Genomic DNA, 25,361 nt, shown 5'->3' with positions numbered 1-25,361 from the left:
CCCCTCGGACCGGTTTCCCCGATCGGTCCGCCTCCCGGTGAAGATCTCCCCTCGGCGGCAGCGATCAATCCTTGAGGGGGGTCACTCGAATGAGGGGTGTTGGCCGCAGAGACGGCATTTTCGAATAGGAGTTCGATACTCTGCGGGTGACGGGTCATGCGGAACGTGCGCTTCAAGGGTGTGCGCATAAGATCACGTCAGACACACAGGACATGCACATCGTGTGCGAGGCACGGCAGGCAGGACACGGTTCACAGGACCGGCCGGCTCGAGCGGTCCGAGCGGAGCTAGGGGGGTGCCAGGACCTATGGCGCGGCGCATCGACGTGACCGGGACGGGCGGCGTACGTCTCGCGGCCTGGGAGTTCGGCGACCCTCCCAAGAACGACCCCCCGACCGAGCACGACGGCAGGCTCGGCGTCCTCTTACTGCACGGCCTCATGGGCCGCGCCTCGCACTGGGCCTCCACCGCCCGCTGGCTCTCCGAGCGGCACCGTGCCGTCGCACTGGACCAGCGCGGCCACGGTCGTAGTGAGAAGTCCGCGCAGACCGACTTCACGCGCGAGGCCTACGTCGACGACGCCGAGGCCGCCCTCGAACAGCTCGGTCTCGCCCCGGCCGTCCTCGTCGGCCACGCCATGGGCGCGTTGACCGCCTGGCAGCTCGCCGCCAAGCGGCCCGACCTGGTGCGGGGTGTGATCATCTGCGACATGCGGGCGTCCGCGCTCGGCTCGGCCTCGCAGCGGGAGTGGTCGGACTGGTTCAAGTCCTGGCCCGTCCCCTTCGCCACGCTCGCCGACGTGCGCAAGTGGTTCGGTGAGGACGACCCCTGGGTGGAGCGGCCCAATGCCGCTCGGGGGGAGTTCTACGCCGAGGTGATGCACGAGCGCGAGGACGGGTGGCGGCCCGTCTTCGAGCCGGAGCAGATGCTCCGGTCGCGGGAGACGTGGGTGTTCGACGCGCACTGGGAGGAACTGGCGCAGGTCCGGTGCCCCGCGCTTGTTGTGCGGGGGCTCGACGGGGAGTTGGGGCGGGCCGAGGCGCAGGAGATGGTGCGGGTGCTGCCGCGCGGGGAGTATGCGGAGGTGGCTGACGCGGGTCACCTCGTGCACTACGACCAGCCGGAGGCGTGGCGGGAGGCGATCGAGCCGTTCCTGGATGCGGTGCGCTCCGCTGGTGACGCCGGGCGCCTATGAGCTCGGAGGGTTCTGTTTGAGGGCGGCTGCGGGTTCGTAGTGGCTTGTCGCGCCCACGCGGCGGAGCCGCATATCGGTACAGCCCCGCGCCCCTGAGGGGGTTGCGGGCCCCTGTGCCGGACAAGGGCCGTCAGCCCTTGCTCACCGCTGTCAGGATCTCCGGGAGGCGGGACGCTGTGCGGGGGGCCGCCAGACGCAGGCCCAGCAGGGTGAGTGCCGCACCGTACGCCGCGCCGCCCGGGAGCAGCAGCCAGGTCCAGGCATCCCCGTCCGCGCTCACGTTCAGCCAGATCGTCAGGGCGATGACGGGGGCGCAGAGGAGGGCGGCGGCGATCATGCCGCCGAAGATGGAGATCCAGGCCAGGCCGGTCTGGCCGGGAGCGACGTTCTTGTAGCCCTCCTGCGGGATGGAGTACGGGAAACGGGCCGACGTCCAGGCGCCGGTCGCCAGCATGGCGCCGAGGAGGGCGAAGGAGAGACCGAGTGCCTCGGGCAGCCTCGGCCAGTCGCCGAGGAGCGCTGTGGTCAGGACGGTCACGAGGGTGGCGAAGGGGAGAGTGATCAGCAGAAGGGCCAGGGCGCGGCCGCGCAGTTCGACGTAGGCGTCCCGGGGGGACGAGATGGTCATCGCGACCATCCAGAAGGCGGAGGTGTCCTGCCCGAACTGGTTGTACATCTGGATGCCGAGCATCCCGGCCGCGAAGCAGGCGAAGTAGATCGAGCCGGTGCCCTGCAGGGCGTTGAACAACGGCACGATGAGGCCGATGGCGAGCGAGGTCACCCAGGCCGCCTTGGTCTTCGGGTCGCGCCAGACGTAGCGCAGGCTGCGTTCCATGACGGTGCCGGTGCGGCCGGCCGGCAGGAGGCGGGCCGGACCCGTGGAGTTGCGTTCGCGTACGGCGGCCTCGGTGACCGCCTGGAGCGTGGAGCCGTCGGGCGAGGTCATCAGCCGGGTGAGGTGGCGTGACCATACGGCGATCAGGGCGACCAACGCGGCCGCCGTCAGTGTGAGTTGGAGGGCGGCGACTCCGTACGAACCCTCGCTCACCGACCGCACCGCCCCGATCGCGGACGCCGGCGGCACCCAGCGCAGCACGTCCGCCGCCGGATCGAGCTGGGAGAGGCCTGATGAACCCAGCCGCTGGGCCCCGAAGTTCACGACCTGCGCGCCGACCGCGATGACCAGGCCGCTCAGCACCGCCAGATCCCGGCCCTTACGGCTGGTCAGCAGGCGGATGTTGGCCGCGGCGACGGCCCGCGCGAGCGCCACGCACACCAGCAGCGCCAGGACGACGGCGATGACAGCGACGACGTATGCCAACCCGCCGTGCGCGACCGCGATCACCGAACCGATGAACAGGCACAGCGTGAACAGGGGGCCGATACCGACCAGCGAGGCCGCGAGCAGGGCCCGGACCAGGGGCCTGGGGCGCAGCGGCAGCATCACCAGCCGGGTCGGATCGAGGGTCTCGTCCCCGCCGGGGAAGAACAGCGGCATCACGGCCCAGCCCAGCGCGAGCACCGCGACCAGGAGCACGACCACGGTGTCGGCATGCGCGTTGTCGCGCAGCATGATCAGGCCGAGGAGTTGCAGCGCGGCGAAGAGGAGCACCACGACCGCCGAGGCGATGTAGGCGGCCCGCCGGCCACCGGACTGCCGCAGCCCGTTGCGGAGCAGCGACAGCTTCAGCCGTACGACGACTGCGGTCACTCCCGTCACGTCGGTCCTCATCGCGCCCCGCCGCCCAGCCAGTCCAGGTCCATGCCCGCGTCGCGGCCGTGCGCGCCGACGAGTTCGAGGAACGCCTGCTGCAGCGAGGCCGCGTCTCCGCGTACCTCGGCGAGGGTGCCGTGGGCGCGAATGCGTCCGGCGGCCATGACGGCGACCCAGTCGCACAGCGACTCGACGAGCTCCATGACGTGGGAGGAGAAGACGACGGTCGCGCCGGAGGCGGTGTAGCGCTCCAGGACGCCCCGGATGGTCTGGGCGGAGACCGGGTCGACGCCCTCGAACGGCTCGTCCAGGAACAGCACTTCGGGGTTGTGCAGGAGCGCGGCCGCGAGCCCGATCTTCTTGCGCATGCCGGTCGAGTAGTCGACCACCAGCTTGTGCTGCGCCCCCGCCAGATCGAGGACGTCCAGCAGCTGAGTGGCCCGCTTGTCGACCTCGGCGCCGGGAAGCCCGCGCAACCGCCCCGAGTACGCGAGCAACTCCCGCCCGGAGAGCCGCTCGAAGAGCCGGAGCCCTTCGGGCAGCACTCCGATACGTGCCTTCACTTCGACGGGGTCCCGCCAGACGTCGTGCCCGACGACCGAGACGGCCCCCTGATCGGGCCGCAGCAACCCGGTCACCATGGAGAGGGTGGTGGTCTTCCCGGCCCCATTGGGACCGACGAGCCCGATGAACTTCCCGGCGGGCAACTCCAGATCGATCCCGGCAACGGCAACCTGCTGCCCGAACCGCTTCCATAGCCCACGCACACTCACGGCCGACGTCATGACTGCCAACCTAGAGGGGCGTGGGGCTGTATCCAATGTGCGGCTCCGCCGCGTGGGCGCGACAAGCCACAGGCAACCCGCAGCCGCCGTACTACCTGTCGCGCCCACACGCATAGGCGAGCGGCGAGATCAACTCCTCCGCATCCGGCAACCACCGGTTGGCCGGGGTCGGCCGGCAGGCCCACTGCACAGCCCCCCGCGACCCGAACCGGGTCGGCGGCCCGGCCACCCACGCGCCCTCACCGAGCGCGACCAGATCCAGCGACCCGACCGACCACCCCAGCTTGCGCACCAGATCGGGAACCTTCACCGACGCACCGGGCAGCACGAAGAAGTGCATCCGACGGTCCGGCGCCAACGTCACCGGCCCGAGCGTCAGCTCCATCCGCTCCATCCGGGCCAGCGCGAGAAACCCGGCCGTCTCCGGGACGGAGATCGCGTCGAAGGTGCGCCCCGTCGGCAGCAGGATCGACGCGTTCGGCTGCTTCTGCCACATCCGGCGTGCGACCGTCGCGCTCCCGGTCGCCTGCGTCTCCCAGTCGGGGCGCGCGGGGTGCGCGCCGGGCGCGGGGCACGCGGTGTCGCCGCAGGAGCAGAGCTGCACGCCGTCGACGGCTTCCAGCCAGGTCCCTGGAAACACGTCCCAGTGGCGTTCCTCGGCATAGCGAACGGCGGTCTCCAGCAGCGTTTCCCCGCGCTGCTTCGGAATCTGTGCGGCTTCGGTGGCCGGGATCGTCTCTTCCACGCTGAACACAACTCCCGCACCCACCTGTAGTTACGGGCGTAGCGCGCGCGGGGGAGGAGCATTGATTCCTCATCTGGGGCGCATGGGTGCACGTGTGGGGGCGCGCGGGAGGATCCGTGGTCGGAGCTGGGTAGCCCATTGTGGGGTCGGCTTGTGCCTTTACCCCGGCAATCCTCGCAAGCCTCGCATTTTCGGTATGCCGACGGGGCATTGATCTTCACGGCCGGAAACTTCCCGCCGTGAACGACACGTCAACTCGGTGCGTGGGCAGGCACCGCAGCCACAGGGGGTACGCCATGGCCGCAAGGCCTCTCGTCGCGCGACAGCCGAACGAACGGCTGCAGGCGCTCATCCAGGAAGCGGGCTGCTCCAACGCCGGGCTGGCCCGCCGGGTCAACATGTGCGGCGCCGAGCACGGCCTCGATCTGCGCTACGACAAGACGTCGGTGGCGCGCTGGCTGCGGGGACAGCAGCCGAGGGGACGGGCGCCGGCGATCATCGCGGAGGCGCTCGGCCGCAAGCTGGGCCGTACGGTCACGATCGACGAGATCGGCATGGCCAACGGCAAGAACCTCGCGTCCGGCGTAGGTCTCCAGTTCTCGCCGACTGTACTGGGGGCCATCGAGCAGGTCTGCGAGCTGTGGCGCAGCGACGTGGGGCGCCGGGACTTCCTGTCCGGCTCCTCCGTCGCCGCCTCCGCGCTGGTCGAGCCCAGCCGCGACTGGCTGATCTCGTCGCCGGACTCACAGGTGTCGCGCTCGGCCGGGCCCCGGGTGGGGCAGTCCGACGTGGCCGCCGTGCGCGCGATGACGCAGGCGCTCGTGGACCTTGACCACCAGTACGGCAGCGGGCATGTGCGCCCGGTCGTCGTGCACTACCTGAACAGTGTCGTCTCCGGGCTGCTGGCCGGGTCGTACCGGGAGGCGGTCGGCCGGGAACTCTTCGCCGCCGTCGCGCGGTTGACCGAGCTCGCCGGGTACATGGCCGTCGACACCGGCCAACCGGGGCTCGCCCAGCGGTACTACATCCAGGCGCTGCGCCTCGCGCAGGCGGCCGGAGACCGGGGGTACGGCGGATATGTGCTGGCCGCCTCCATGAGCCACCTCGCCGCGCAGCTCGGAAACCCGCGTGAGATCGCGCAGTTGGCGCGGGCGGCGCAGGAGGGGGCGCGGGGGCGCGTGACCCCGCGGGCGGAGGCCATGTTCCATGCGGCCGAGGCGCGAGGGCATGCGTTGATGGGGGACGCGCGGGCCGCCCAGATGGCGTCCGGGCGGGCCGTGACCGCGCTGGAGACCGCGGACACCGAGTCCGGGGACGACCCGGCCTGGATCGCACACTTCGACGAGGCCTATCTCGCCGACGAGTTGGCGCACTGCCACCGTGACCTCGGCCAGGCCGAGGCGGCGGGGCGGCGCGCGGAGGAGTCGCTGGCCGGTCTTCCGGAGACCAAGGCGCGGCGCCGGGCGATCGGCTATGTGCTGCTCGCCACGGCACAGGTGCAGCAGCGAGAGATCGAACAGGCCTGCCACACCGGGCTGAAGGCCGTGGAGCTGCTGGAGACCCTGCGGTCCAACCGGGGGGCCGAGTACCTGGACGACTTCCAGCAGCGACTGGAGCCGTTCCGGGAGGAGCCCGTGGTAAGGGAGTTCGGGGCCCGAATGGATCTTCAGGCGGCGGCGTGAAACCAGGGGACGCGAGGGCGTGCACGACAGGGAAACGAAGGCGACAGTGACGAAAGGGGAGCGTATGTAGCGGATGGGGGGCCGGGATTGTTACGGCGGTCACAGCGATGCAGGTCACGTCCTGAGCTGCGTAGCACGCGGATCGGCGGACCCGGTAGCGTGACCCGACGATTCACAAGGTCCCCCATTAGTAGGAGTCCCGGTGACGCAGAGTGGACGGGGCGAGGAGCCCTCGGCGCGACCCGCGCGCGAAGGCATCGTGCTGCCCTCCGACGGCAGTGAGCCGTTGCTGCCGGGCATGACCGGCGGGCAGGGAGGCGGGCCGACGCCGGTGCCGCCCACCCCGCCGACCACGCCCCAGCCCTCGGCACCGCCGGGCGGCCAGTCCTGGGGCACCCCCTGGGGACCCGAGCAGACCCCGCAGGCACCCTCGCCGCAACCGCCGGCCGCGCCGGGCCAGTCCTGGGGGACGCCGCCCGGCCAGTCCTGGGGCGGGCAGGAACCGCAGCAGCCGTACCAGGGCGGGCATGCCGGCGGGTCGGCGTCGCCGGCCCCGTGGGGTGCGGCGCCGGACGCCGGGGGCGCGCCGTCCCAGCCGTTGCCGCCGGAGGGCGTGTCGTACGGCGGGGGAGTGCAGGGCGCGCCGCAGGGCACGCCGTCGTACGGCCATGCGGCGCCGGCCGGTGGATCGCCGTTGCCGGCGCAGCAGCAGTACCCGCAGCAGCCCCAGCCCCGACCTGAGCAGCAGCCGTCGTACGGTCAGGGCGGTGGTCCGTCGGCGCCGCTGCCTGCGGCCGGTGGCCAGGCGTACGGTGCTCCCGGCTTCGGGGCGCCGTTGCCCCCGGCCGACGAGGGCGCGACCCAGTACATACCGCCCGTCGCCGCGGCCCCCGCGCCCGGCGTGGACGAAGGGGCGACCCAGTACATCCCGCCGGTGGCGCCCGGGGCGCTGCCGCCCGAGGTGCCCGGTGAGAGCACGCAGATCCTGGGGCGGGCCCGGCAGGGCGGCGGCGCAGGACCCCAGGGCGGTGCGATGCCGACGCCGGCCGGATCCGACGCCGACGCCACCCAGTACATCCCGCCGGTGACCGGACAGCCGGGCGGGGCGCCCCAGCCGGGGCCGGGGCGGCAGCCGCTCTCCGACTTCGACAACCTCTTCCGCAGCGAGCCGGGCGGTGAGCCCCCGGCCGCCGCCACCCAGCAGCTGCCGCGCTTCCAGCAGCCCCAACCGCAGTCTCAGGGTTCCCGCGAGACGGGGTACTTCCCGCCCGGACCGCACGGACAGCCCGGCCCCCACCGGACGGACTCCGACGACATCGGCGGGGGAGGCCGCGGGGGCCGTCGTACGGGATCCCGGGTGCCGCTCATGGCCGCCGTCGGCGTCGGCATCGCCGTCCTCGGCATCGGCGCGGGCGCGATGCTCGCCGGTGGGGACGGGGACGACCCGAAGAGCGGCGACGACAACCGGCCGGTCTCCGCGACGGCTCCGGCGACCGAGGCCTCCCCGTCGCCGTCCGAGGATCCGGCCGAGCAGCAGGCGATCGCCCTGGACAAGCTGCTGGCGGACAGCGGTGCAAGTCGTACCGCCGTGATCAACGCGGTGGCCGCCGTGAAGTCCTGTGGCAACCTGGCGCAGGCCGCCACCGATCTGCGGGGCGCGGCCAAGCAGCGCAACCAGCTGGTCACCGACCTGTCCAAGCTCGCCGTCGACCAGCTCCCGAGCCACACCGCGCTGACCACCGCGCTGACCAAGGCGTGGCAGGCGTCGGCGTCCGCCGACAACCACTACGCGGCGTGGGCGGACCAGGTGGCGGCCAAGAAGGGGCAGCTCTGCAAGAAGGGCCAGGCCCGTTCCACGGGGCAGACCCAGGCCGGCAACCGCGCCAGCGGCACGGCCAGCGAGCAGAAGAAATCCGCCGCGCAGCTGTGGAACAGCATCGCCAGGAAGTACGGGCTGACCGAGCGCCAGCCGACCCAGCTGTAGGGCGCCGGTCCGGTCAGCGGTGACGGGGGCGCCGGGCGGTCAGCTCAGCTCGGCGCTCCGCAGCGTCCTCGTCACGTCGATGAAGTTCTTGCGGGCCGCCACCAGCCTGCCCTCGCGTACGACCTGGAGGCTCACCTTTCGGTTGACCAGCCGGGGGTAGCCGACAGAGGCGAGAACGTCCTGGAACTTCCACTGGAGCGCAGGGGTGAGCCCGCCCGTGGAGACCTTCAGACCGTTGTTCAGGGCGCCGCGCACGGAGGCGGCGGTCACGGCGTCGTCGCCCAGCGACTCGACGACCTTCTTCAAGACCGTGTACGCGATCCACGTGGTCTGCACACCGGCGTCCGCGGGGTCGATGCGGTTGTCGCCGAAGGCCTGCTCGCTGATCACCTTCTTCATCGGGTCCCAGCGCGCGTCGCTCGCGACGGGGTACCAGCCGGTGATGTACGAGCCCTCGTACGGGCTGGACGCCCCGCCGTTCGCGTTGACCACGGTCTGGTCGACGCTGCCGAGGACGGTGGCGGTGCGGACGTCGGTGTAGTCCTCGCGGGAGCGCCGGAAGGAGTCCATGAAGGTGGTGGTGCGGTCGCCGAGGGCGGGCACCACACAGCCCCGGTCGGTGAGGCCGGTCGTGGAGTACCTGAGCGCCCGCTCCGACTGGCTGCCGTACTCGGTGGCGTCCTCGTCGGCCAGCTGATCGCGGGCGGCCGGATGTCCGCCCGCACGGAGGCCGGAGTTGAGCAGCGGCGGCAGTTCGTCGCCCGCGATGCTGTCGGGGCGCACCAGTGCGACGGGGCCGCAGGTGCGGGCCAGTTCCCGGCCGAGGCCGGCCAGGAGGGTGGGCTGGCCGCCGTTGACGGGGTAGGAGAGCGGGCTGGTGAACTCGGCGTTGGTGATGCCGTAGCCGCCTATGTAGGGGATGCCGGCCCCCTCCAGCGAGGGCAGGAAGGTGTCGCCGTACTGGCTGTAGGAGCCGACGACCGCGACGACGTTCTCCTCGATCGCGCGGTCGGCGCAGGCCGCGGCGGCCACGCTGTCGTTGTGGTCGTTGCAGGTGAGGACCTTGAGCTTGCGGCCGCCGAGGCCGCCGTGGGCGTTGACCCAGCGCGCGTACGCCTGCGCCAGGGCGGGCATGCCGGGCTTGTTGGTCGACTTGGTGTTCTCCGGAGCCCAGGTCATCACGGTGATCGTGGCATCCCCGGAACCCCCCGTGGTACCGGGGATGACACCACATCCGGCTGCCAACGACGCACACGCCACCAGTGCCGCCGCTGTGCGTGCGGAGGCTCGGACGGGCCGGTTGGTGATCGTGGGGAGGACGGTGCTGCGGGTGCGTCGCCTGCCGGTCATGGGTACGCACGATTCCGCCACACCGCTAACCCTGGCGTGACCCTTGGTTATTGTTCGGTGACGGCAAGGTGAATTGCGGGGGTCGGTGAGGCGCCTGTGAGGGGGAACGTACGATCGATGACCGTGCAAGGTTCGGATAGCTCTTCCCGTCGCGGCCGTCGCTCCTCCACCATGGGCGGCATGCCACTCAACGACATGCCGTGGTGGCGCTGGCGCAGCAATGTGCGCTCCGCGCTGCACATGCTCTCCGATCCGGTGTTCCAGCGGGACGTCTGGCTGGCCGGCGTCGACGGATACGGCGACGTCACCGACGCCGTCTACCGCCTCGTCGAGGACACCTGGCTGGACAACTGGTCCGCCGAGAAATACGTCGGGACGATCTTCCGCGACTCGCAGGAGGCGGCGCTCGTCGACACCGCCGTGCTGCGGGTGCTGCGGATCATGCACCAGGTCGGCCCGGACGCGCAGGTCTCCGCGTACCTGGAGAACCAGGGGTGGCCGGAGGCGGTGCGGGCGGCGCGGGACGCGCATGTCCGCATGTCCATGGCCGACGGCGAGGACCCGGACGCTCCGCCGCGCACGCTCGAAGTGCTGGCGATCATGACGCGGTCCGCGTAGGCGGTTCGCTCGGGTCGTCGGCGTGACGGTCCGCGTGACGGGACGACTGTCCGCCGGGCGGGTCGGATATGGGACCCTGTCCTGCATGAACCAGCAGTCCACCCGAGCCGCGGTCCCCGCCGACCAGTACGTCCTCACCCTGTCCTGCCCCGACAAGCAGGGCATCGTGCACGCCGTGTCGAGCTACCTCTTCATGACCGGCTGCAACATCGAGGACAGCCAGCAGTTCGGTGACCACGACACGGGACTGTTCTTCATGCGCGTCCACTTCTCGGCGGACGCTCCGGTGACGGTGGACAAGCTGCGGGCGAGCTTCGCGGCGATCGGGGACTCCTTCCAGATGGACTGGCAGATCCATCGGGCCGAGGAGAAGATGCGGGTCGTGCTGATGGTCAGCAAGTTCGGGCACTGCCTGAACGACCTGTTGTTCCGCGCCAGGATCGGCGCGCTTCCTGTGGAGATCGCCGCCGTGGTCTCCAACCACACCGACTTCGCCGAGCTTGTGGGGTCGTACGACATCCCCTTCCACCACATCCCGGTGACCAAGGACAACAAGTCCGAGGCGGAGGCGCGGCTGCTGGAGATCGTGCGGGAGCAGGGCGTGGAGCTGGTCGTGCTCGCCCGGTACATGCAGGTGCTCTCCGACGATCTGTGCAAGGCGCTCAGCGGGCGGATCATCAACATCCACCACTCGTTCCTGCCGAGCTTCAAGGGCGCGAAGCCGTATCACCAGGCGCACACGCGCGGTGTGAAGCTGATCGGCGCGACGGCGCACTATGTGACCGCCGACCTCGACGAGGGGCCGATCATCGAGCAGGAGGTCGAGCGGGTCGGGCACGATGTCACGCCGGACCAGCTCGTCGCGATCGGGCGCGATGTGGAGTGCCAGGCGTTGGCCCGGGCGGTCAAGTGGCATGCCGAGCGGCGGATTCTGCTGAACGGGCGTAGGACGGTCGTTTTCGCCTAGGAGCTCGGGGGTTCTGGTTCGAGGGCGGCTGCGGGTAGCCGGTGGCTTGTCGCGCGGTTCCCCGCGCCCCTTGACCACGTGCGGTGGACGTGCCTTTCAGGGGCGCGGGGAACCGCGCGAGCAACCACGAACCACCCGCAGCCGCCCCCGAAGCCTCAACCCACCCCTACATCCGGCTCAAGCTCGCCGCAGCCAACAGCACATCCCTGATCGCGGCACGATCACCCACCTGCCCCGCCGCGGCCTCCGCAGGAGACACATGGCCCGCGGCCAGTCGGCAGAACTCCGCGCCGTCCAGGGCGACATGAGCCACCTCGTGCTCGGCGGAGCCCACCGCGGCGGGGGAGTCGAGCGGGATCAGCCACTCCCCGCCGCCCGAGCCCTCGATCTCCAGGCGCAGACTGCGGCCGGGCTCTCCCGCAGGGACGAGGTGTCGGCCCGGCGGCGGCGCGGCCAGCCCCGCGCGGCGGCGGGCCGACAGCACCGTGGGCAGTAGGCGGGCCGCCAGGGCGACCATCTGGTGCAGGTCGCTGCCGGACGGCGGCTCGTACGGGTAGTCCACCGCCTCGGCGATGTCCTCGGCGTGCACCCAGCACTCGAAGGCGCGGTCCAGCATCGCGTCGCGCAGCGGCAGCTCGAAGTCGCCGTACGGAACGGCCAGTCTGCCCGCGCCGCCGCCGCCTCCGTCCCCGCCGCCCGTGAAGGACACCGTGCGGACCAGCGCGTGGGTCTGCTCCCGCCACGGCGCGCGGACGGCCCGGGTCGGCGGGAAGTGCGAGGCGCGCCAGTAGGCGTCCGTGCGCGCGGCCGGGGTCGGCCGGTCCGCGGCCACGTCGCCCATCGGGTCCTCCAGGCCCAGCGCGACGGCCACCAGTCCGTCGACCGTCAGCAGATGCGCGATGACCCCGGCGACGGTCGTACGGCGGCTGGTCGGCTCGTCCTTCTCGAACCAGCGCAGCCGCACGGGAGCGTGCCACTCGGCGTCCCCGAAGTCCTGGAGCAGGGCGTCGAGGCGGGCCGTCTCGGCGTCGTACGGCGTCGCCCACTCGGGCACCGGGATGCGCGGTGGGCGTCGCTCCAGGCAGCCCTCCAGGACGCGGGCGCGCAGGGCGGGGTCCAGGTCGAGGCTCTCGGCGGGGTGCAGCAGGCCGACGGCCTCGCGCAGCCGGAGCGCCTCGTCCGCGCAGGAACCGCAGTCGCCGAGGTGCTCCTCGACGGCCGCCGTCTCCTCCGGCGAGCAGGCGGCCAGCGCCCAGGCGCCGAGAAGCGCCTTCAGGACGCGGTGTTCGAGGACGAGAGGTGCCGCCGGGCGCGGTGCCTGTTCGCTGAGGTCCGCCAGGGCGGGCAGCGGGCGTCCGGTGTCCTCGACGGAGGCGCGAGGGAGCGGTATGCGGGGTGGCTGGTCCGGGGGCGGCTCGGGGGTGGGGTGCCGGCCGTCGTCGTTGCCGCCGCTCAGGCGGTCGGCTCCGCCGGAGGTGTCCCCGAAGCCGATATCCCCGTTCTCCCTGGGCTCCCCGGCTCCCCCGGGCTCGCCGGTCTCCTTGCTCTCCTCGCTCTCCTTGCTCTCTCCGAGGTCGTCGTCCGGGTCCTTGTCCGGGAACCGTTGTGCCTCGTTCACGCCGCGCCCCCGTATCCCGGCGGCGCCCCCGGGGCGGCTCCGGCGTCATGGGCGGTGGAGAGGAGTTGCAGGCCCAGGCGGAGGCGGCGGCGGGCCTCGTCCTCGGTGACGCCCAGGTCGGCCGCGGTCTGGCGGTAGTCGCGGCGCTGGAAGTAGGCCAGCTCCAGGGCGGCGCGCAGGGGGACGGGCATGGACTGCACGATGTAGTCGGCGCGGGCGGCGACCGAGGCGTGCCGCACCTTGCGCTCCAGTTCCTCGGTGGAACCCTGGCCGCCGGCCCGGGCGAGGGCGGCGGTCTCGGTGGCGCGCAGCCGCTGCACGGCGAGGCGGTGGGTCAGCGTGGCGACCCAGGTGCGCAGCGGGCCCTGCTTGGGGTCGTAGCTGTCCGGGTGCTCCCAGACGTGCGCGAAGACGTCGCGGGTGACGTGGTCGGCGGCGCGCTCGTCGGCCAGCACGGTGTGGGCGAGGCCGTGGACGAGTGAGGCGAAGCGGTCGTAGAGCTCGCCGAGGGCGGCCGCCTCGCCGCGGGCGAGCCGCTGCTGCATCTTGCGGTCCCAGCGGGGCGGTGCGTCCTTCTTCGCCATAAGGCCCCCCTCACCGGTCCGTCCTGTCCAGCGTGCGTCCTCCGTCTCCCCGAATGTAGTCGGCACGTCTGACAGCGCACGCCCCTTTGTCGCAATGTGCGCCCCTTGTAGAGCCATGGCTGGTGACACACCTCGATCCCGTGATAGAGGGCCTCGCGCTCGGATCACCCACGGGCCGCGGTCGGACCCGCACCCGGGCGGCTACCCGGCCACCGTCTGATCAGACTCGATCGAACAGGATCGAATGCGATTGAAACAAGCCTTTTCTGATCGGTGACCGTTTTCTGGAGGGAGTTTCAGGGAACAGCCGCTGGGCAGCCGCGCTGCAAGGAAGCGTAGGTGTCGCTTCCGGTTCGGCGAGCGAGGGGCGTGGTGGTGACGTTGAAAGTGACCGGTGGCGAGCGAGGCGACTGGGCTGTGCTCCAGGTGTCCGGCGAACTGGATCTGGTGACCTCGCCGGTGATGCGTCAGCACATCCATGACGTGGTGGCCGAGGGGCGCCACAGCCTCGTCCTCGACCTGTCCGAGGTCCTGTTCTGCGACTCCAGCGGCGTCGGCGTCCTCATCGCCGCCCGCCGTCTCATCCGCTCCTGCCAGGGCACCCTGCGGCTGATACTCCCGGCGCAGGGCGCGGCGGACGGGTCGCACGTCAACCGCGTCCTCGGGGCGCTGGGAGTACGCCGGCTCTTCGAGGTCTACCCGGACGTCACGGCGGCGGTCGCGGACGACGCCCGGCCGCTGTCGGCCTGAACAGGGGCGATCACCGTCGGTAGTGCCACACAGTTGTCCCGGAATTCCCCCGGTCCTGGCACAACCACCGCTTTCCCGCGCCCGGACGCCCCCCGGCGTCGTACGCTCCGACGGGAGGCCGAGAGCCTCGCATTCCACGTGACGTAAGGCGGCCCGATAAGACATGGTCAGCAGCGAGTACGAGCGCAGGAGCGCCGCCCGGTTCGCCACCTTCGACCAGGACGGCAACGGCTACATCGACCGGGAGGACTTCAGCGCGGCGGCCAAGGCACTGCTCGCGGAGTTCGGCATCGCCGCCCGGTCCGACAAGGGCCAGGCGCTGTACGGCGGCGCGGAGGCGTTCTGGCAGGGCATGGCCGGAATCGCGGACCGGGACGGCGACCAGCGCATCACCCGCGAGGAGTTCGTGAACGGCGCGGTCAAGCGGCTGCGGGACAACCCTGACCGGTTCGCCGAGATCGCCCGCCCCTTCCTGCACGCCGCCCTCGACCTGGCCGACTCCGACGGTGACGGAGCCGCCACGGTGACCGACACCGCGCGCGTGCTCGGCTGCCTCGGCGTCCAGCAGGACGTCGCCCGGGCGGCCGCCGCCTCGCTCGACGCGGACGGCGACGGCAGGGTGGCGGAGGGCGAGATCATCACCGCGTTCGCCCGCTACTTCACCGTCCCCGAGTGATCCCCAAGGCCTCTACGCCCCCGAGAAGCGCTCCCTGAGCTTGTACTTGAGCACCTTCCGCAGGGTGTCGTTGCGCGGAAGGGCGTCCACCACCTCCAACTGCTCCGGCAGCTTGTGCGTGGACAGCCCTTCGCCGCGCAGATACGACGTCAGCGCCTGAAGCGTCAGCGGCCCGGCGCCCGCCGGCTGCTCGACGACCGCGCAGACCCGTTCCCCGCGCTCCGGGTCCGGCAGACCGATCACCGCGACGTCCCCCACGGCCGGATGCCGGTGCAGCAGATCCTCGATCTCCTTCGCCGAGATGTTCTCGCCCTTGCGGATGATCACGTCCTTGAGGCGCCCGGTCAGCACCAGATGCCCGCTGTCGGTGAGGCGCCCGAGGTCACCGGTCCGCAGAAACCCCTCCTCGTCGAAGGCCGCCGCCGTCTGCGCCGGGTCGAGATAGCCCTGGCACACCGCCTCCCCGCGCAGCCGCACCTCCCCCTCGACGATCCGTATCTCCATCTCCCGTGGCGGCCGTCCCTCCGTCGTCGCCAGGTTCTCCGCCGTGTCGTCCGGCGCCCCCATCGTGATCATCGGCACCTCGGTCATGCCGTACCCATGGGTGAGCTGCACCCCCATCTCGCGCACCACGGCGTGATACAGCTCCGGTGGCTTCGGTGCCCCGCCGCCCGCCAGCAGCCGCAGCGAGGGAACCGCCTTCACCCCGTCCGGCTGCCTGCGCTGCTCGTTCAGGAGCATCGAGTAGAACGCCGTCGACCCGCCGGCGATCGTCACACCGTGCCGGCGGTAGCCCTCCAGCGCCTCCGGCAGCGCGAACTGCTCGAACATCACCGCGGGGAAGCCGTAGAGCAGGACCATCACCATGTAGTCCGGGCCGCCTATGTGCGCGTAGGGGAAGGCGATCGACCCGATGTCCTCGGCCGTCGGTCGCAGTGCGTGTGCCAGGCAGGAGCCGCCCGCGATCAGCGAGCGGTCCGTGTGCAGCACGCCCTTGGGGTCGGACGTCGTCCCCGAGGTCCAGTAGATCCAGCGCACCGAGGTGCCCTCGGCGGGCGGCGGGGGCAGGACCGACGGATCGCCGTCGGGCAGGGTGTCGTACGCCTCGAAGACCCCCTTCGCGCCCAGCCGTCGCGCCATCGCGGTGTGGTCGAAGCCCCGCCACACGCCCGGCACCGCGAAGAACTCCGCCTTCGACTCCCGCAGCGCGAAGCCGACTTCGCGGTCCCGGTAGAACGGGATGACCGGGGACTGCACGGCACCGAGACGGGCCAGCGCGAAGGACAGCAGGGCCGTCTCGAAGCGGGTGGGCAGCTGCCAGGCGACGACCGTGCCGGGGCGTACGCCCATGTCGTACAGGCCGGCCGCCACGCGCTCGGCACGCGCGCGCAGGTCGCCGAAGGACAGGGTGCGGTTCTCCTGGAGGAGGGCGGGGCGGTCGGGGGTGCGGTCGGCGCGGCCGGCGACCAGGTCCCAGAGGGTGCGGGCGGAACTCAGGACGTGAGCGGTGTCGTTCATGAACAGCCCCCTGCATCGGCCGAACATTGGCTGACGGTCCGTCAGATCGTGGGCAGAGCGTAGGGCTCACCGCCTTGTCGGTCCAGGGGTGCGGGACTTAGCCTTCCCGCAGAGCAAAATATGACGGTGCATCAGATATGGAGTGGCGGCACATGGATCTGGCCCACACACCGGAAGAGGAGGAGTTCCGGGCGCGGCTGCGCGCGTGGCTGGGCCAGGTGCTGCCCACGCTTCCGCCGAAGCCGTCCCCGGACGACTGGCCGGGGCGCCGCGCCCACGACCTCGGCTGGCAGCGGATGCTCTACGACGCCGGATACGGGGAGGTCCACTGGGACGCGTCCCCGACCATGCGCCTGATCTTCCTGGAGGAGACCGAGAAGGCGGGCGCGCCCTATGTGGGGGCGGGCTTCGTCGGGCTCCTGCACGCGGGGCCGACCATCGCGGCCGAGGGCACCGCCGAACAGCGGGAGCGCTGGCTGCCGCCGATCCTGCGCGGGGACGAGGTCTGGTGCCAGGGCTTCAGTGAACCGGACGCCGGATCCGATCTCGCGGCGCTGCGCACGCGCGCGCGTAGGGACGGCGACGACTACGTGGTGACCGGTTCCAAGATCTGGACCTCCCACGCCGAAGTGGCCGACTGGTGCGAACTGTTGGTACGCACCGACCCCGACGCACCCAAGCACCGCGGCATCAGCTGGCTGGCCATGCCCATGGACGCGCCGGGCATCACCGTACGGCCGCTGAAGACCCTCGCCGGGTCGGCCGAGTTCGCCGAGGTGTTCCTCGACGAGGTGCGGGTGCCGGTCGCCAACCGGGTCGGGGACGAGAACGACGGCTGGCGCGTGACCATGGTGACCCTGTCCTTCGAGCGCGGCACGGCCTTCGTGGGCGAGGTCGTCGCGTGCCGACGCGCGCTGCGCGAACTCGCCGTCGAGGCACGCAAGAACGGACGGTGGGACGATCCGGTGCTCCGGCGCCGGCTGGGGCGGCTGAACGCCGAGTTCCGGGCGCTGTGGCGACTTACGCAGTGGAACGTGAGCGAGGCGGAACTGAGCGGCGGGGTGCCCGGCGTCGGGGGTTCGGTTTTCAAACTGAGGTATTCGCACGCCCGTCAGGAGCTCTACGACGCCGCCGCCGACGTTCTGGGGTCCGAGTCGCTGGACCTCGACCGTCCGTGGGTGCTCGACCGCCTGTCCTCGCTGTCGTACACCATCGCCGCCGGCACCTCACAGATCCAGCGGAACATCGTGGCCGAGCGGATCCTCGGGCTGCCGAAGGGACGGTGACGGATGCGTTTCCAACTGACCGAGGACCAGGTGGCGTTGCGCGGCGGCGTCCGGGAGATGCTGACGCGGCGCTTCGGCCCGGAGGCGCTCAGGGCCGCCGTCGAGGAGCCCGGCCGCCTGGACCGGGCGCTGTGGCGGGAACTCGGCGCGGCCGGGTTCTTCGCGCTACGGCTGCCGGAGGCGCGGGGCGGAGTCGGACTCGGGCTGCCCGAGGCGGTGTTGGCCTTCGAGGAGGCAGGGCGGGCCCTGTTGCCCGGGCCGCTGGTGGCCACGCACCTCGCGGCGGGCGCGGTACCCGGCGCGGCCACCGGGGAGACGGTCGTGACGGCCGTCGGCAACGGGCTGGTGGAGTGGCTCGCGCAGGCCGACGTCGTACGGGGGGACGGAGGCGCGGTGGGTGCCGTACCGCTGCGGTCGGTCGACCCGCTGACGCCGCTGCACCGGGTTCCCACCGGCATGGGCATGCCCCCCGGCGCCGTACTCCTCACCGCGGCCGAACAGTTGGGCAGCGCCACACGCGCGTGCGAGCTGGCCGTGCAACACGCCCGGACGCGTGAGCAGTTCGGGCAGCCGATCGGGGCCTTCCAGGCCGTGAAGCATCTGTGCGCGGAGATGCTGGTGCGGACCGAGACGGCCCGCGCCGCCGTCTACGCGGCGGCCGTCACGGCCGACCCCGCCGACATCGACACCGCGCGGCTGCTCGCCGACGACGCTGCCGTGCGCGGTGCCCGCGACTGCCTCCAGGTGCACGGCGGAATGGGTTTCACCTGGGAGTTCGAGGTCCACCTGCATCTGAAGCGTGCCTGGGTGCGCACGCATCGTACGGGGCATGCTACGGAGAGTGAGGAAAACCTCGCTGCCGAACTTCTCGCCGATCCGGCCTGAAAGCCTCTGGTCTGCGGAGTCGCCGACGGCCTCGGCGTGGATGTCGCGGATTGTGGCATACCGGAATTACGGAGCGTTGATATCGGGTTGTGTCCTACGCGTGACTCGTCACGGCCTGGAGTCGGCCGTCCGCTCCGGTACCTTGTGTGAGATGCGAGTGGTTCCGAGCACGAGCCATCCCGGAGTTGCCCTTGAGGCGCCTCCGGATCCGGCGGTGCGCGCCGCTGTTCGCAGGGCGGGAGGGCGTTCTGCCCCCGCCTGTTCGACTCCCCACGACAAGCGTCGCACAGTATGCCGCAGGGGTACTCCTTCGCGCTGGAATATGCCCGAAGCGCTTGTTGGGGTGACTGTACGTCAACCATGCTGTCGGCTAAGGGATTCACGTTCTGTGACCCTGGCTTTGGCCATTGTTCTGGCCATGAAAAGAATGGCTAGGATCGTGGCCCTCGTGAGGCGCGGGGCTATGTGTCCGCCGGTTCGGATGGTGTGAGCGGTGCAGGTGCTTCAAGTGCAGCTGGAGATCCGGCCCGACCCCGCTGAGGTGGGGCGAGCCCGACGCTGGGCACGCTCGCGGCTCGCCGGGTCGGGGATACAGGCCGACGAGCCGCTCGCCGAGACGCTGATCCTGCTCGTCTCCGAACTGGTCACCAACGCCGTGGTCCACACCGGCTGTCCGGCCGTGCTACGGCTCTCCCTGCCGGGTGCGCCCCAGGACCACGCCACCGTACGGCTCGAGGTGGCCGACCGCAGCGGACGGGCGCCGGTGCCCCGATGCGCCGACGGTGACGCGACCGGTGGCCGAGGACTCGCCCTCGTCGACGGTCTCGCGGACCGGTGGGGCTGGAGCGCCGAGGGGGCCGGCAAGCGGATCTGGTGCGAACTGGACCGCGGCGCGGAGCCGGCGGCGTCCGCATCCGCCTATGGGAGCGGAGTGTCGGCGTACGAGGGGCTCGCGTACGAAGCGGTCTGATGTCCGCACCGTCCCGGTGGGGTGGTGTGAGGGCGCATGGATGCGTCGAGGTATGTGAAGCGGTGTGACGGGCGCTCGGCGTGACCATTCCGCCGGAGCCGGTGCACGGTTGCAGAGAGCGCTGTACCCCCGGTTCCGAGGGGCGTCGATGCGCCCGGGCATGCTTCCGTGCGCGGCCTTCTGCAAATAGGGCGTAAGTAACAAATCGCCGACTGGGTGTTGACGCCGCGTGTCCGATTGATCACGCTTGTGGTCAGCGATTCGCCGCGAGGGGACGACGAGGGCTTCGGTGACGGAAGCCCTTGCCGAGTGTGGGTCGTGATTCGGCGTCGGTTCTCCGAGGGCCAGGAGGGCCGGGGCGGGTACGCCGGAGTCGGATGGCGGCGCGCGGTGCCGTGCTCGGGGCGGATGGAGGCACCCCCTGCTCGGGCGGCAGCCGGGAGTGGGGAAGACGCGCCGCCAGCCGACCTTGTGGAAGAGCACCTCGTGGATGAGCTCAGAGAACGGCCACGGGAGCGACGGGAGTCCCCGTACCGCCGACGAACGGCTCGGGCATCGCGGAGAGCAGGAACGCGTAGCGGCCCTCTTGTCCACAGGCTGTGGACAACTCTTCGAGATTCCAGTTCTGACCCTGAAGCATCCCCATCTCGACCAGGTCGAGTGCGTGCACCGGCAGCCACAAATCCTCTGTCTCTGGCGGAAATATCTCAAACGTGAGCGTGTCATTGGCCACGGCCGCCACGTCGCGCGCGTGGAACCACTCCGGCGTACGGATCGACAGACCGGGCGACGGATAGCCGTACGCGTGCTTGTCACCCGCGAGATACACCTGGACCTGCCCCGTCCGTACGAGCACGATGTCGCCGGCACGCACGCGCGTGCCCGCCAGTTCCTCGGCCGCCTCCAGGTCCTGCGGGGAGACCGCGTGCCCGCCGTCGAGCCGCGGGACGCCACGCGCGCGTGCCACGTCCAGCAGCACCCCGCGCGAGACGATGTGGCGCGCCTTGTCGATGCCGCTGAACTCGGCGCCGCCGTGCGGGGTGATGGTGTGGGCGGGGCGGCCGTTGTAGATGCGGCCGGAGTGCGAGACGTGGGTGAGGGCGTCCCAGTGGGTGGCGGCCTGCAGGCCCATGGTCACGGCGTCGTCGCTGCATGCCACGGTCCCCGGGCCGAACAGCTCCTGGTTGATCTGCACCATGGTGTGCAGCGGGTTCACCCGCCCGGGGATCATCCCGGTCTGCACGCCGTCCTGCTGAAGGGGCAGCGCGAGCGGGACGCGCCGGCCGCTGCGGACGCAGGCGGCCGCCTCGCGGACCACCTCGTCGGTGATGAGGTTCAGGGTGCCGATCTCGTCGTCGGCGCCCCAACGGCCCCAGTTGTTCACGCGCTTGGCGATCTCGTTGAACGCGTCCGGCAGTGACATGAGTGCCTCCCCGGGGCTTGTCCCCGCGTATCTGACGGGTCGTAGAATCGATTCGAATCTAACGGACCGTCAGAAACTGCGGGAAGGGGCCGGGGCATGGGGAACTTCTTGGCAGGCAAGGTCGTCGCCGTGACGGGCGCGGGGCGCGGGATCGGACGGGCCGTCGCGCTCGCGGCCGCCGCCGAGGGAGCGCGGGTCGTCGTCAACGACTACGGGGTGTCGGTGGACGGCGCCTCGCCCACCAGCGCCGTCGCCGAGGCCGTGGTCAAGGAGATCGAGGCGGCGGGCGGGGAGGCGGTGGCGGTCGCCGACGACGTGTCCACGATGGCCGGCGGACAGCGGGTCGTGGACGTCGCGCTGTCGTCGTACGGGCGGCTCGACGGGGTCGTGTGCGTCGCCGGGATCCTGCGCGAGCGGATGCTGTTCAACATGACAGAGGAGGAGTGGGATCCGGTGGTCGCCACTCATCTGAAGGGGACGTTCACCGTGTTCCGGGCCGCTTCGGCGGTGATGAGGCGGCAGCGGACGGGGACCCTGATCGGGTTCACCAGCGGGAATCACCAAGGGTCGGTCTCGCAGGCCAACTACAGCGCGGCGAAGGGCGGGATCATCTCGCTCGTGCGGAGCGCCGCGCTCGGGCTGCACAAGTACGGGGTGACCGCGAACGCGGTGGCGCCGGTCGCTCGTACGCGGATGTCGGCCAACGTGCCCATGGAGCTCGCCGAGATCGGGGAGCCGGAGGATGTGGCGGCGCTGGTGGTGTATCTGCTGTCGGACCCGGCTCGGGAGCACGGGGTGACGGGGCAGGTGTACACCGTCGCCGGGCCGAAGATCGCGGTGTGGGCGCAGCCGCGGGAGCTGCGCTCGGCTTATGCCGACGGTTCGTGGACGCCTGAGCGGATCGCGGAGGTGCTGCCGGGGTCGGTGGGAGTGGATCCGATGCCGATGCTGGAGCGGGTGGAGGGGATGGCGAGGGCTGCGCGGGACGGGGCTCGGCCGAACGCCTAGGAGCTCGCAGGGCGTTCTCCGGTCGGCGGCTGCGGGTCAGTTGTGGCTGGTCGCGCCCGCGCGGCGGATCCGCATATCGATACAGCCCCGCGCCCCTGGGGGGCTGCGGCTGTCCGGCGTTGAGAGGAGAGGTCAGTGGACTTTGGATTCGGCGCTGAGGATGAGGCATTCCGTGCGGAGGTTCGGGCGTGGCTCTCAGAGCATGTCGAAGGCGCGCAGGATCGCCGTACCTGGGAGCGCACTCTCGGGAAGGCCGGGTGGATCGGGCTCGGGTGGGGGGAAGCCGGGTACGGGAACCGGGTCGCCACTCTCACCCAGCAAGTGGTGTGGGCCGAGGAGTACGCGCGGTCGGTCGCGCCCGCGCGGTCCGGGCACATCGGGGAGAAGCTGCTGGCGCCGACGCTGCTCGCGCACGGGAGCGAGGAGCAGAAGGCGCGCTTCCTGCCGCCTATCGCGCTCGGGGAGGAGCTGTGGTGCCAGGGGTACAGCGAACCCGGGGCGGGGTCGGACCTCGCCGGGGTGCGGACCAGGGCCGAGCGGGCCTCGGACGGGACCTTCCGTGTCACCGGGCAGAAGATCTGGACCTCACTCGCCCATGAGGCGGACTGGTGCTTCGTGCTGGCGCGCACCGAGCCGGAGTCGCGTCGGCATCACGGCCTGAGCTTTCTGCTGGTCCCGATGGACCAGCCGGGGCGAATCGAGGTGCGGCCCATCCGGCAGATGACCGGGACCAGTGACTTCAACGAGGTCTTCTTCGACGGCGCGCACGCGGAGGATGTCGTCGGGGGCGAGGGCGCCGGGTGGAAGGTAGCCATGAGCCTGCTCGGGTTCGAGCGGGGCGTGTCCACGCTCGCCCAGCAGATCGGGTTCGCGCGGGAGTTGGCGCGGGTCGTGGGCGCGGCGGTGCGGTCCGGTGCGGTGGAGGATCCCGTGCTGCGGGATCGGCTGGTGCGGCAGTGGGCCGAGTTGCGGGTGATGCGGTGGAACGCGCTGCGGACGCTGGGGGGTTCAGGGGGACCGGGGGCGCCGAGTGTGGCGAAGCTGCTGTGGGGCGGCTGGCATCAGAGGCTCGGGGAGCTGGCGATGCTGGTGCGAGGTGCGGCCGGCGCGGTCGGTCCGGGGGAGTGGTCGGCTGCGGCACCGTATGAACTCGACGAGGCTCAGCAGCTGTTTTTGTTCTCGCGGGCCGACACCATCTACGGCGGATCCGATCAGGTCCAGCGCACGATCATCGCCGAGCGGGTGCTCGGTCTGCCCAGGGAGCCCAAGGGGGTCGTCTGATGCGCGCAGTGATGTACGACGGCAAGCGGGTCGAGGTCGTGGACGATCTGGAGGTGCGGGACCCAGGGCCGGGCGAGGTGCTGGTCGCGATCTCGGCGGCCGGGTTGTGTCACAGCGACCTGTCGGTGGTGGACGGGACCATACCCTTCCCTGTTCCTGTGGTGCTCGGCCATGAGGGTGCGGGAGTCGTGGAAGCGGTGGGTGTGGGCGTCACCCATGTCGAGCCCGGGGACCATGTGGCCCTGTCCACGCTGGCCAACTGCGGTGTGTGTGCCGACTGCGACCGGGGGCGGCCGACCATGTGCCGGCACGCCATAGGGCGGCCGGGGCGGCCGTTCTGGCGGGGTGAGCAGGCGGTGTTCCAGTTCGCGTCCAACTCCGCCTTCGCGGAACGCACCGTGGTGAAGGCCGTGCAGGTGGTGCGTATCCCGAAGGACATTCCCCTGCAGTCCGCCGCGTTGATCGGGTGCGGGGTGCTGACGGGGGTGGGGGCCGTCCTCAACCGGGCGAAGGTGGACCGCGGGGACAGTGTGGTCGTGATCGGGACCGGCGGCATCGGGCTGAACGTCCTTCAGGGCGCGCGGATCGCGGGTGCCCTGCGGATCGTCGCCGTCGACGCGAATCCGGCGAAGGAGGCGGTGGCGCGGCAGTTCGGGGCGACCGACTTCCTGACCTCGGCGGAGGGTGTGCGGGAGCTGCTGCCGACGGGGGCGGACCATGCCTTCGAGTGCGTGGGGCGGGTCGAGCTCATCCGCCAGGCGGTCGATCTGCTGGACCGGCACGGACAGGCGGTACTGCTGGGCGTTCCGCCGGCCGGCGCCGAGGCGTCCTTCGTCGTGTCCTCCATGTACCTGGACAAGTCGATCCTGGGCTGCCGGTACGGGTCGTCGCGGCCGCAGCGGGACATCGCGCTGTACGCCGAGCTGTACCGGGACGGGCGGCTGTTGCTGGACGAGCTGGTGACGCGGACGTATCCGGTGGAGGAGTTCGAGCGGGCCGCCGCGGACGCGGTGGCGGGGAAGGTGGCTCGCGGAGTGCTCACTTTCTGAGGTCTCTCGGCGCGGTTTCCACTGGTCTTGTTTGTCCACGGTGACGGCGCGTCGCACGACGGAGGTCAGCCAGGAGTTCGGGGAGCGGTCGTCGTCGGCACACCGCCGTCGCCTCTCGCTGCTGACGGCGGCTCGTTGGTGGGGAGAGGCGCCGGGACGGCTCAAGTGCCGCTGTGGAGCTGGACGTCGGCGTTGTTCGCGGCGCGGAAGGTGCGCCGGTAGCTGGTGGGTGTGACGCCGAGCGCAGCCTGTAGGTGCTGGCGCATCGACTGGGCCGTACCGAAACCGGCTTCCCCGGCCACCTGGTCGACGGAGAGGTCCGTGGACTCCAGGAGGTGGCGGGCGCGTTCGACGCGTTGCTGGGTGAGCCACTGACCGGGGCTGATGCCGACCTCCTCGCGGAAACGGCGGGTGAAGGTGCGCACCGACATGGCCTCCTGGTCCGCCATGTCCCGCAGCTGGATCGGCTCGTGCAGGCGGCCCAGGGCCCAGGCGCGGGCCGTGGTCGTGGACGCCTGCTGCGGGTCGGGCACCGGGCGGTGGATGTACTGGGCCTGGCCGCCGTCCCGGTGGGGCGGTACGACGGTGCGGCGGGCCACCTCGTTGGCGATCGCCGTGCCGTGGTCGCGGCGGACCATGTGCAGGCACAGGTCGATCCCGGCGGCGACACCGGCCGAGGTCAGCACGTCGCCGTCGTCGATGAACAGGACGTCCGCGTCGACCTCGATCCTCGGGAACAGCCGCTGGAAACGCTCGGCGTCGGCCCAGTGCGTGGTGGCCGGGCGGCCGTCGAGCAGACCGGCGGCGGCCAGGACGTAGACGCCGGTGCAGATGGAGGCGAGCCGGGTGCCGGGGCGGATGTGGGCGAGCGCGGCGGCCAGCTCGTCGGTCAGTACGCCCTCCTCGAAGACCGGGCCGAGTTCGTACGACGCCGGGACGATCACGGTGTCGGCGGTGGCCAGGGTCCGCGGCCCGTGTTCCACCTGGATGGCGAAGTCGGCGTCCGTCTGCACCGGGCCGGGTGGCCGGATCGAGCAGGTGACGACCTCGTACAGGAGCCGCCCCAGCGCGTCCCTGGGGCGGCCGAAGATGCGGTGCGGGATGCCCAACTCGAAGGGGAGCAGGCCGTCCAGAGCCAGGACGGCTACGCGGTGCGGGCGGAACTCCGGTTCGCGCTCTTCATGCTCCGGATCACTGCTCATGGCCCGATCCTAACGAATGCTGTCCTTCGGGCCAATGGCTTCGCGACGGCGCAGGCCCGAAGCTCGTTGTC

At 71.3% G+C, this 25,361-nt stretch carries 22 protein-coding genes; 13 read left to right on the top strand and 9 right to left on the bottom strand.

Annotation, left to right across the window (positions count from 1 at the left end; translation table 11 throughout):
• Positions 1–307 precede the first annotated feature (307 nt).
• The gene (locus ACZ4UU_RS06480) at positions 308–1,195 is read left to right on the top strand and encodes an alpha/beta fold hydrolase (RefSeq protein WP_468037019.1); all 888 of its coding nucleotides are present in this window, start codon (positions 308–310) and stop codon (positions 1,193–1,195) included.
• 130 nt (positions 1,196–1,325) lie between these two features.
• On the opposite strand, the gene ACZ4UU_RS06475 is transcribed toward ACZ4UU_RS06480, so the two are convergent.
• The 3 genes from ACZ4UU_RS06475 to ACZ4UU_RS06465 all read right to left on the bottom strand — a co-directional run bounded on the left by ACZ4UU_RS06475 (position 1,326) and on the right by ACZ4UU_RS06465 (position 4,448).
• Positions 1,326–2,927, bottom strand: a complete 1,602-nt coding sequence (locus ACZ4UU_RS06475) for a transporter (protein WP_468037017.1) — start codon at positions 2,925–2,927, stop codon at positions 1,326–1,328.
• Positions 2,924–3,694, bottom strand: coding sequence for an ABC transporter ATP-binding protein (locus ACZ4UU_RS06470; protein WP_468037015.1), 771 nt, complete (start codon positions 3,692–3,694; stop codon positions 2,924–2,926). Before ACZ4UU_RS06470 ends, ACZ4UU_RS06475 begins: the two co-directional genes overlap by 4 nt.
• A 91-nt stretch (positions 3,695–3,785) precedes the next feature.
• Positions 3,786–4,448 carry a bifunctional DNA primase/polymerase gene (locus tag ACZ4UU_RS06465; protein ID WP_468037013.1) on the bottom strand — a complete coding sequence of 221 codons (663 nt, stop codon included), beginning with the start codon at positions 4,446–4,448 and terminating at the stop codon, positions 3,786–3,788.
• A 287-nt stretch (positions 4,449–4,735) separates the two neighbouring features.
• On the opposite strand from ACZ4UU_RS06465, the gene ACZ4UU_RS06460 reads away from it, so the two are divergent.
• Both ACZ4UU_RS06460 and ACZ4UU_RS06455 read left to right on the top strand, forming a co-directional pair.
• Complete coding sequence (locus ACZ4UU_RS06460) at positions 4,736–6,121, top strand: transcriptional regulator (RefSeq protein ID WP_468037011.1); 1,386 nt, start codon at positions 4,736–4,738, stop codon at positions 6,119–6,121.
• Between the two features lie 202 nt (positions 6,122–6,323).
• Entirely contained in the window at positions 6,324–8,105 is a 1,782-nt protein-coding gene (locus tag ACZ4UU_RS06455) for a hypothetical protein (RefSeq protein ID WP_468037009.1), read from the top strand.
• A gap of 39 nt (positions 8,106–8,144) precedes the next feature.
• Here ACZ4UU_RS06455 and ACZ4UU_RS06450 read toward each other — a convergent pair whose 3' ends face one another.
• Entirely contained in the window at positions 8,145–9,455 is a 1,311-nt protein-coding gene (locus ACZ4UU_RS06450) for an ABC transporter substrate-binding protein (RefSeq protein ID WP_468037007.1), read from the bottom strand.
• A 117-nt stretch (positions 9,456–9,572) separates the two neighbouring features.
• Between ACZ4UU_RS06450 and ACZ4UU_RS06445 the strand changes: the two genes are divergently transcribed.
• Positions 9,573–10,073, top strand: coding sequence for an SCO4402 family protein (locus ACZ4UU_RS06445; protein WP_383447443.1), 501 nt, complete (start codon positions 9,573–9,575; stop codon positions 10,071–10,073).
• A gap of 85 nt (positions 10,074–10,158) precedes the next feature.
• Complete coding sequence (gene purU, locus ACZ4UU_RS06440) at positions 10,159–11,040, top strand: formyltetrahydrofolate deformylase (protein ID WP_468037005.1); 882 nt, start codon at positions 10,159–10,161, stop codon at positions 11,038–11,040.
• 166 nt (positions 11,041–11,206) lie between these two features.
• Here the strand turns inward: purU and ACZ4UU_RS06435 are convergent, their stop codons facing one another.
• Together ACZ4UU_RS06435 and ACZ4UU_RS06430 are read right to left on the bottom strand one after the other, a co-directional pair.
• Complete coding sequence (locus ACZ4UU_RS06435; RefSeq protein ID WP_468037003.1) at positions 11,207–12,658, bottom strand: zf-HC2 domain-containing protein; 1,452 nt, start codon at positions 12,656–12,658, stop codon at positions 11,207–11,209.
• Positions 12,655–13,242, bottom strand: a complete 588-nt coding sequence (locus ACZ4UU_RS06430; RefSeq protein WP_468037001.1) for a sigma-70 family RNA polymerase sigma factor — start codon at positions 13,240–13,242, stop codon at positions 12,655–12,657. Before ACZ4UU_RS06430 ends, ACZ4UU_RS06435 begins: the two co-directional genes overlap by 4 nt.
• Before the next feature lie 369 nt (positions 13,243–13,611).
• Here ACZ4UU_RS06430 and ACZ4UU_RS06425 point away from each other — a divergent pair, with 369 nt between their 5' ends.
• Positions 13,612–13,992, top strand: coding sequence for an STAS domain-containing protein (locus tag ACZ4UU_RS06425; RefSeq protein WP_234767334.1), 381 nt, complete (start codon positions 13,612–13,614; stop codon positions 13,990–13,992).
• Between the two features lie 163 nt (positions 13,993–14,155).
• The gene (locus ACZ4UU_RS06420) at positions 14,156–14,668 is read left to right on the top strand and encodes an EF-hand domain-containing protein (RefSeq protein WP_468036999.1); all 513 of its coding nucleotides are present in this window, start codon (positions 14,156–14,158) and stop codon (positions 14,666–14,668) included.
• A 12-nt stretch (positions 14,669–14,680) separates the two neighbouring features.
• On the opposite strand, the gene ACZ4UU_RS06415 is transcribed toward ACZ4UU_RS06420, so the two are convergent.
• Entirely contained in the window at positions 14,681–16,186 is a 1,506-nt protein-coding gene (locus ACZ4UU_RS06415; RefSeq protein WP_468036997.1) for a class I adenylate-forming enzyme family protein, read from the bottom strand.
• Between the two features lie 152 nt (positions 16,187–16,338).
• On the opposite strand from ACZ4UU_RS06415, the gene ACZ4UU_RS06410 reads away from it, so the two are divergent.
• From ACZ4UU_RS06410 to ACZ4UU_RS06400, 3 genes are all read left to right on the top strand, one after another.
• Positions 16,339–17,472, top strand: coding sequence for an acyl-CoA dehydrogenase family protein (locus ACZ4UU_RS06410; protein ID WP_468036995.1), 1,134 nt, complete (start codon positions 16,339–16,341; stop codon positions 17,470–17,472).
• Positions 17,473–17,475: 3 nt separating this feature from the next.
• The gene (locus ACZ4UU_RS06405; protein ID WP_468036993.1) at positions 17,476–18,357 is read left to right on the top strand and encodes an acyl-CoA dehydrogenase family protein; all 882 of its coding nucleotides are present in this window, start codon (positions 17,476–17,478) and stop codon (positions 18,355–18,357) included.
• A 508-nt stretch (positions 18,358–18,865) separates the two neighbouring features.
• On the top strand, positions 18,866–19,327 hold the full coding sequence (locus tag ACZ4UU_RS06400; protein ID WP_468037877.1) for an ATP-binding protein: 462 nt from the start codon (positions 18,866–18,868) through the stop codon (positions 19,325–19,327).
• Between the two features lie 496 nt (positions 19,328–19,823).
• On the opposite strand, the gene ACZ4UU_RS06395 is transcribed toward ACZ4UU_RS06400, so the two are convergent.
• Complete coding sequence (locus ACZ4UU_RS06395; protein WP_468036991.1) at positions 19,824–20,750, bottom strand: cyclase family protein; 927 nt, start codon at positions 20,748–20,750, stop codon at positions 19,824–19,826.
• 96 nt (positions 20,751–20,846) lie between these two features.
• Between ACZ4UU_RS06395 and ACZ4UU_RS06390 the strand changes: the two genes are divergently transcribed.
• The 3 genes from ACZ4UU_RS06390 to ACZ4UU_RS06380 all read left to right on the top strand — a co-directional run bounded on the left by ACZ4UU_RS06390 (position 20,847) and on the right by ACZ4UU_RS06380 (position 24,088).
• Positions 20,847–21,758, top strand: coding sequence for an SDR family NAD(P)-dependent oxidoreductase (locus ACZ4UU_RS06390; protein ID WP_468036989.1), 912 nt, complete (start codon positions 20,847–20,849; stop codon positions 21,756–21,758).
• A gap of 135 nt (positions 21,759–21,893) precedes the next feature.
• Positions 21,894–23,039 (top strand): acyl-CoA dehydrogenase family protein, encoded by a 1,146-nt coding sequence (locus ACZ4UU_RS06385; RefSeq protein ID WP_468036987.1) that lies wholly within the window; start codon positions 21,894–21,896, stop codon positions 23,037–23,039.
• On the top strand, positions 23,039–24,088 hold the full coding sequence (locus tag ACZ4UU_RS06380) for a Zn-dependent alcohol dehydrogenase (RefSeq protein ID WP_468036985.1): 1,050 nt from the start codon (positions 23,039–23,041) through the stop codon (positions 24,086–24,088). The genes ACZ4UU_RS06385 and ACZ4UU_RS06380 overlap by 1 nt, the downstream gene beginning before the upstream one ends.
• Positions 24,089–24,249: 161 nt before the next feature.
• Here ACZ4UU_RS06380 and ACZ4UU_RS06375 read toward each other — a convergent pair whose 3' ends face one another.
• Positions 24,250–25,290: a GlxA family transcriptional regulator gene (locus ACZ4UU_RS06375; protein WP_468036983.1), complete on the bottom strand. Its 1,041-nt coding sequence runs from the start codon at positions 25,288–25,290 to the stop codon at positions 24,250–24,252.
• Positions 25,291–25,361 lie beyond the last annotated feature (71 nt).

This window comes from Streptomyces sp. NPDC028907 (assembly GCF_055564995.1).
This window is presented reverse-complemented; position numbering and strand designations above follow the sequence as displayed.

What these genes read in the sequence shown, in the direction of transcription:
- ACZ4UU_RS06415 (WP_468036997.1), bottom strand. Translation starts at nt 16,186, where the DNA reads ATGAACGACACCGCTCACGTCCTGAGTTCCGCCCGCACCCTCTGGGAC.
- purU (WP_468037005.1), top strand. Translation starts at nt 10,159, where the DNA reads ATGAACCAGCAGTCCACCCGAGCCGCGGTCCCCGCCGACCAGTACGTC.
- ACZ4UU_RS06380 (WP_468036985.1), top strand. Translation starts at nt 23,039, where the DNA reads ATGCGCGCAGTGATGTACGACGGCAAGCGGGTCGAGGTCGTGGACGAT.
- ACZ4UU_RS06450 (WP_468037007.1), bottom strand. Translation starts at nt 9,455, where the DNA reads ATGACCGGCAGGCGACGCACCCGCAGCACCGTCCTCCCCACGATCACC.
- ACZ4UU_RS06410 (WP_468036995.1), top strand. Translation starts at nt 16,339, where the DNA reads ATGGATCTGGCCCACACACCGGAAGAGGAGGAGTTCCGGGCGCGGCTG.
- ACZ4UU_RS06470 (WP_468037015.1), bottom strand. Translation starts at nt 3,694, where the DNA reads ATGACGTCGGCCGTGAGTGTGCGTGGGCTATGGAAGCGGTTCGGGCAG.
- ACZ4UU_RS06375 (WP_468036983.1), bottom strand. Translation starts at nt 25,290, where the DNA reads ATGAGCAGTGATCCGGAGCATGAAGAGCGCGAACCGGAGTTCCGCCCG.
- ACZ4UU_RS06405 (WP_468036993.1), top strand. Translation starts at nt 17,476, where the DNA reads ATGCGTTTCCAACTGACCGAGGACCAGGTGGCGTTGCGCGGCGGCGTC.
- ACZ4UU_RS06460 (WP_468037011.1), top strand. Translation starts at nt 4,736, where the DNA reads ATGGCCGCAAGGCCTCTCGTCGCGCGACAGCCGAACGAACGGCTGCAG.
- ACZ4UU_RS06430 (WP_468037001.1), bottom strand. Translation starts at nt 13,242, where the DNA reads ATGGCGAAGAAGGACGCACCGCCCCGCTGGGACCGCAAGATGCAGCAG.
- ACZ4UU_RS06390 (WP_468036989.1), top strand. Translation starts at nt 20,847, where the DNA reads ATGGGGAACTTCTTGGCAGGCAAGGTCGTCGCCGTGACGGGCGCGGGG.
- ACZ4UU_RS06395 (WP_468036991.1), bottom strand. Translation starts at nt 20,750, where the DNA reads ATGTCACTGCCGGACGCGTTCAACGAGATCGCCAAGCGCGTGAACAAC.
- ACZ4UU_RS06480 (WP_468037019.1), top strand. Translation starts at nt 308, where the DNA reads ATGGCGCGGCGCATCGACGTGACCGGGACGGGCGGCGTACGTCTCGCG.
- ACZ4UU_RS06420 (WP_468036999.1), top strand. Translation starts at nt 14,156, where the DNA reads ATGGTCAGCAGCGAGTACGAGCGCAGGAGCGCCGCCCGGTTCGCCACC.
- ACZ4UU_RS06445 (WP_383447443.1), top strand. Translation starts at nt 9,573, where the DNA reads ATGACCGTGCAAGGTTCGGATAGCTCTTCCCGTCGCGGCCGTCGCTCC.
- ACZ4UU_RS06475 (WP_468037017.1), bottom strand. Translation starts at nt 2,927, where the DNA reads ATGAGGACCGACGTGACGGGAGTGACCGCAGTCGTCGTACGGCTGAAG.